The sequence below is a fragment of the Mesorhizobium sp. P5_C1 genome, assembly GCF_054049815.1.
The window spans coordinates 1-5,619 of the sequence record NZ_JBFULQ010000382.1 but is presented as its reverse complement, the minus strand read 5'-3'; the positions used below and the strand labels follow the sequence as shown (position 1 = coordinate 5,619).

Genomic DNA, 5,619 nt, shown 5'->3' with positions numbered 1-5,619 from the left:
GTATGAACGACTGCCATAAGGCGCAAAGCTGCCGTCCGCCAGAAATGGAGATCTGTGTCCAGTCAAAAACCCGCCTATTCGCACGTCGTTGCAGCCGATCACCGCACTCATCACTCGGAGATCTTTCAGAGTAAGAGCATCTGCACTACGTGTTGCTGGTGTTAACAAGCAGGAGAATTTAGCTCCCGGATGAGGATGAGCGTTTGCCCTTACGCTGCACCGCTTCCGGGAAACGATCAGATRTACGAATAACTAACAACCAGCTCTAGATAGGCCCACTTTTGCGGCGAATTCGGGTTAACCCGCTAAAATCTAAGAATTTTGGTGGGCCCGGAGGGACGTCGCCTATTCAACAAAATCAATCGGTTAGCGGGTGGTTCGCCAAGCCATATCCTTCGTATGTTCTCGTATGGTCTGGCGAACCCAAGGACAATAAGGGGGAATGAATTTGTCTGGCGGACTCCGAGTCGTTAGATCACAGGTTCGATCCCGTCGGGATCAGCACCGACACCTCCGCCTCACCAGTTTAGCCCTCGGATAGCCTCTCATAGAAGCCGCCAAACACGCCGTCTGGCAAGACCAGGCGGATCTCCGGGATCCAGTGTCGCACGCGCTGGCTGGTCGCTTGTTTCATGTCGTCTCTCTTCCGATATATCCACGGAAATACAATGGCAACGACGCCGTCTCAAGCACCACAGCGCAACGGATCTCGGTCGGCGGCCGGACCGCCGTTGGCTTGCGGGCAAAGGTGGAAAAAAGCACAGGCGTGACGCGCATCCCAAGCGGCAGAAACACCATCTCGCCCGGTCGTTCCGACCATGTATTTCAGGCGTTTTCGGCGGGTACGTTGGTGTTGAGGAGCATTTGCGGGTTCCAGCTTTGGATCAATGGTGGTTTACACGGACGGCGGCAAGCGAATCCTGGATGGCGTCCCAGGCTGGCTTCCCGGGGGCGAAACGCGCCCGGAGATAGCCGGTCAGGTCGACCAGGTCGCGATCGTCCAGCGCCTTGTCGAAGGCCGGCATCGCCAACACCCCAAAGTCGTCGACATCGCGTCGCAGGGGCGACATTGCCGGCGCGGCCACCCCCTCCAGGATGGCGTGGAGCAGATTGTCCGGCGCTTCGGCATGAAGATTGGTGTTGAGGGCCAGCGACGCGATGGACGACGCTTCCAAATGACAGGTCTCACAAGCACCGGCGAACATGCGCGCACCGCGAGGAAATGCGGCTGCCGCAGCGGGCGCGGCTAGATCTGCAGCGGCGATTGAACTCCCTGCCGACGAACCGGCCGGAGACGTTTCGCCACCGACGTTGAAACTGGCGAGATAGACCGCTATCGCCCTGATGTCCGCGTCGGGAAGCGGTGCCAGCGAGTCTACCACGTGGGCCATTGGTCCCGCCGCCACGCCATGCTGGGCGGAATGGCCGGTACGCAGATAGTCATAAAATGCCTGTTCGCTCCACGCGATCGGAGCGAAGGATTTTGCCGTCAGCGCATGTGCGTGCCAGCCGTCAGCGAACCCGCCGACAAGATGCATCGACCCCTTGACCTCTCCGCCGATGGCATTGCGCGGCGAATGACAGGCGCTGCAATGGCCAAGGCCTTCCACCAGTTCCGCCCCCCGGTTCCAGGCCGCACTTCGGATCGGATCAGACGGTGCCGGCGATGATGATAGGAAAAGCGCGTTCCACCCGGCCATCAGTGGCCGCATGCCGAAGGGAAACCGCAACTGCGTTTCCGGTGCTTTTGCCGTCACGGCTGGCTGAGCCATGAGATAGGCATAGAGCGCCTGGAGATCCGCTTCGCTTGCCTTGGCAAAGGATGTGTAGGGATGCGCCGGATAGAGATGATGTCCATCGCGCGCAACACCCTGGCGCATCGCCCTAGCGAATGCCGGATAGGACCAGGCGCCGATGCCGGCCGCTTCATCCGGCGTGATGTTGGTGGCATAGACAGTACCGAAGGGGGTTTCGAGCGCCCTGCCCCCAGCAAATGGCGTGCCGTCGGCGCCGACATGGCAGACGTTGCAGGCGCCGACCGCAGCCGCGAGTCGGCCACGCTCGATCGTGGCAGGCGAAAAGACGTCAGGCAGCGGGCGCGCCACGGGTGCGATTGCGGCGTTGAAAGGGAAAATCCCCGCGCCGAGAGCCACGGCGCCGGAAAAGGCGCCGGCGAGCGGCCATGAGAATCTCAGGCGCGACCGCCTGGATCGCCTATTCTCGTTCGATACCAGCGGAGTAGGCAGCGGATTCAAAGCAGCGCGCACACGTTCCGGCGTCAACGGCAGTTCGCGAAAGCGCACGCCGGTGGCGTCGAACACCGCGTTGGCAATGGCGGCCGCACTTGGCACCGAGGCGGACTCGCCGGCGCCCAGCGGCGGCTCGTCGGGGCGTGGAATCATCAGCACGTCGATGTCCGGCACCTCGGGAAAGCCGATGATCGGATAGGCGCCCCACTCAAGGGCGGCGACAGCGGTGGATGAGAAATTGACCTCTTCCTTGAGAGCCCGGCTGGTCGACTGGATGACGTTGCCATGAATCTGGTGGCGAACGCCGTCAGGGTTGATTACCGCGCCGGTATCCTGGCCGCAGATGACTTTGGTCACCGCGATCTCGCCCGTCACCTTGTTCACCGCCACGTTGGCGACCCACGCCGCCCACGCGGCCGCCTTGCCCGGGAAAGGACCATGGACATAGACGGCGTAGGCAAAGCCGCGCCCATATAGAATATCGCCCTCGCGGCCATGCGTGCCCGGTTGGGTATGCGGCTTCCATCCGGCACGCTCGGCTACGGCTCGTACCAGGTCGGTCGCCCGCGGATCCGTCAGATAACGCAGCCGATATTCGACCGGATCGACCTTGGCCGCTGTAGCCAACTCGTCGATAAAGGATTCGTGCGCAAAGCTGTTTGGCAGCGCCGAAACGCCACGAAACCACGAGGTGCGAGCCAGCGTCGGCATATCATGGACGGTAACCCGCAGGTTTCCGAACGCGTAGGGAGGCACCGCTGTGCGATCGCCCATCAGGGCGACCTCCGCGACCGGCGAAACCTTTCCGGTCAGGATCAGCGGCAGGGTCGGCGCCAGATTGGACGGGTAACGCGTTTCAAAGTCATAGGCCGCCGGACCACCCTCCTCGTCCAAGCCACCGCGGACGTCGATGACCTGCGCGGCACCCTTTGGCTCCCACGCGTGTTCCTGCTCCCGGGTAAGCTGGACGCGTACTGGCTGGCCGACGGCCCGGGACAACAGGGCAGCGTCAGCAGTTACGTCGTCGGCGCAGTTGCGTCCGTAGCATCCGGCAGCTTCCAGCCGTTCCACAACGATCCGCTCTTCCGGCATGTCGAGAAGTTTTGCCAGGTCAGCGCGCATCGGAAATGGGTTCTGCGTGCCCGACCAGACGGTCAGGCCGTCGTCGCGCCAGTCGGCAACCGCGCAGGAGGGTCCGATCGAGCCGTGCATCTGGTAGGGCCATACATAGGTCCGTTCCATAGGCGTCGCCGTCGCGCCGAGCACGCGTTCGACATCGCCGTGGTCGGCGAGCTTGCGGACGGTCGAGCGATTGTTACGAAGTGCCGCCTCCGGAGCATTGAGGTCGGGGACGACGGGTGCGGCGCGCCATTGCACCTTGAGTCGCTGCATCGCCTCGATGGCGTGCTCTTCGCGCATCGCCACGACGCCGACGAAATCGCCGATGATCACGACCGTCACCAGCCCCGGCACGTGGGCCACCGATGCCTCGTCGACGGCGATCAGGCTCGCGCCGACATGCCCCCCTGAATCGAAGCCAGCATAGGGCGGCAGGACGACGCGGCCATGCAGCATGCCTGGCAGGCGCACGTCATGGACGTAGATGAAAGCCGCGGTAGCCTTGGCCGGAATGTCGGCGCGTGCCTGCGGCCGGCCCACGATACGGTACTGCGCAGCTGGCTTCAGGGGCGCGTGCGGATCGATCGCAAGGCGCGTGTTGGCGCCGGCGATGAGATCGCCAAAGGAGACGAAAAGATTCTCTTCCGTATCCGCCGGTCGGATCACGCCGTCCTCGACGATCAGCTCCGGCACCGACATGCCGAGCCGCGCGGCGGCCAGCTTGAGCAAATGTGCGCGGGCGGTCGCGGCTGCGGCGCGCAGCGGCATGGCCGTGACCTGGATGGTCTCGCTGGCGATGGTCGCGCCCTGATCCGGAGCGGCCGAAGTCGAGCCGAGAACCATGCCTACGCGCTCGAAGGGAACGTCCAGTTCCTCGGCGACGATCTGGGCTAAGGCCGTGCGAATGCCGGTGCCGAGATCGACGTGGCCGTTGAAGGCGGTCACGGAGCCGTCCGCGCCAAGCGCAAGGAAGAGTTCGCCATCCTTGCCGGCAGAGGGGCTCGGCCGCAGAACCAAGAGTGCCTCGCTGTCGTGCAGATAGGCGGTGGCTGGCCGGTCGCGCGGGCCGCTCATCAGATTTGCTCCAAAGCGACGTCACCGGATATTTGCGTGGTGGCGCCGGCTGCCGCGCGCACGGCGGCGAGGATTTCCAGATGGGTGCCGCAGCGGCACAAATGATGGCGCTGCGCGGCGCGGATCGCCGTCTCGTCTGGCCGCGCATCGCGCCTGAGCAGCGCGACAGTGGCAATGATCATGCCGTTCAGGCAGTAGCCACATTGGGCGGCATTGTTGGCAATGAACGCGGCCTGCACGAGATGGTGATGATCCGAGGTTCCGAGCCCCTCCAGCGTGGTGACCGGTCGACCGACGATCGCGCCGATGGGAACCGCGCACGACCGGACCGCGGTATCACCGACGAGGACGGCGCAGGCTCCGCATTCGGCCAGGCCGCAGCCATACTTCGGACCGTTCAGGCCGAGGTCATTGCGTAGCACGTGAAGAAGGGGCGTTGTTGACGGGAGGGAGAGGTCAACATCCAGCCCATTCACGCGGAGCGCAATCAAAGTATCCACTCCAGCCTCCGCAGAACTCGCAATGCCGGAAGATCGGTATGCTTCACTCGTTCGTGTCGATGTCCTCTCCCAATAGACGTAGCGTGTGGAGAAGCGCCATGCGCTCGGCCGGGTTGAGGTGCTTCATGGTCAGCTCGGTGATCTCCAGCGCATGCGGCACCGTGCGCTCCAGCAATTGCAGGCCGGCCGCGGTGATGGATACGATCACCTTGCGAGCATCCGAGGTATCCTTCGAAAATGCGATCAGGCCGCGATACTTCAACCTGTCGATGATTCCGCGGATCGTGCCCTGGTCGACACTTGTTGCCTTGACGAGTTCGCTCTGCGACTGGGGTCCGCTGTCCTTCAGCGCGCAGAGTGTTGAGAATTGAACTGCTGTTAGTTGCGGGTCGCCGGCATTCGCCTGGAAGATGGCGAGATGGCGCTGATAGGCGCGCCGGAGCAAGTAGCCGACCTGGTCCGAGAAGACATAGCGATCCGCGCCTTCCATGCGATCCTCTTCGTCCGACTGGCGCCCCGGCATCTTGCTTCCCAACGCGGAACATTGATGTCCGAGGCATGCATAAAGCGTTGGCATCACGCAAGGCAAGATAGCGTCCCTGGCTTTCGGACCTGCTTTTCTGACGCCAGGCCACTGGCTGCGATTGATATCCCCAGAAGGCGGTCTGAAACCGGCC

The 5,619-nt window shown here is 63.2% G+C and carries 3 protein-coding genes; all 3 read right to left on the bottom strand.

The genetic code is table 11. The annotated features are described in order from the left end of the window. Positions 1 to 884: 884 nt before the first annotated feature. From ACXJ7R_RS23705 to ACXJ7R_RS23695, 3 genes are read right to left on the bottom strand one after another with little or no spacing between them, the layout of a single operon-like run. Positions 885 to 4,442, bottom strand: a complete 3,558-nt coding sequence (locus ACXJ7R_RS23705) for a molybdopterin cofactor-binding domain-containing protein (protein WP_457153964.1) — start codon at positions 4,440 to 4,442, stop codon at positions 885 to 887. Beyond that, complete coding sequence (locus tag ACXJ7R_RS23700; RefSeq protein ID WP_457153963.1) at positions 4,442 to 4,942, bottom strand: (2Fe-2S)-binding protein; 501 nt, start codon at positions 4,940 to 4,942, stop codon at positions 4,442 to 4,444. Before ACXJ7R_RS23700 ends, ACXJ7R_RS23705 begins: the two co-directional genes overlap by 1 nt. Before the next feature lie 43 nt (positions 4,943 to 4,985). Beyond that, entirely contained in the window at positions 4,986 to 5,465 is a 480-nt protein-coding gene (locus ACXJ7R_RS23695; protein WP_457153962.1) for a MarR family winged helix-turn-helix transcriptional regulator, read from the bottom strand. Positions 5,466 to 5,619: the final 154 nt, after the last annotated feature.

Bases quoted from the DNA above. Each gene is read 5' to 3' on its own strand.
- ACXJ7R_RS23695 (WP_457153962.1), bottom strand. From the start codon at position 5,465: ATGCCGGGGCGCCAGTCGGACGAAGAGGATCGCATGGAAGGCGCGGAT.
- ACXJ7R_RS23705 (WP_457153964.1), bottom strand. From the start codon at position 4,442: ATGAGCGGCCCGCGCGACCGGCCAGCCACCGCCTATCTGCACGACAGC.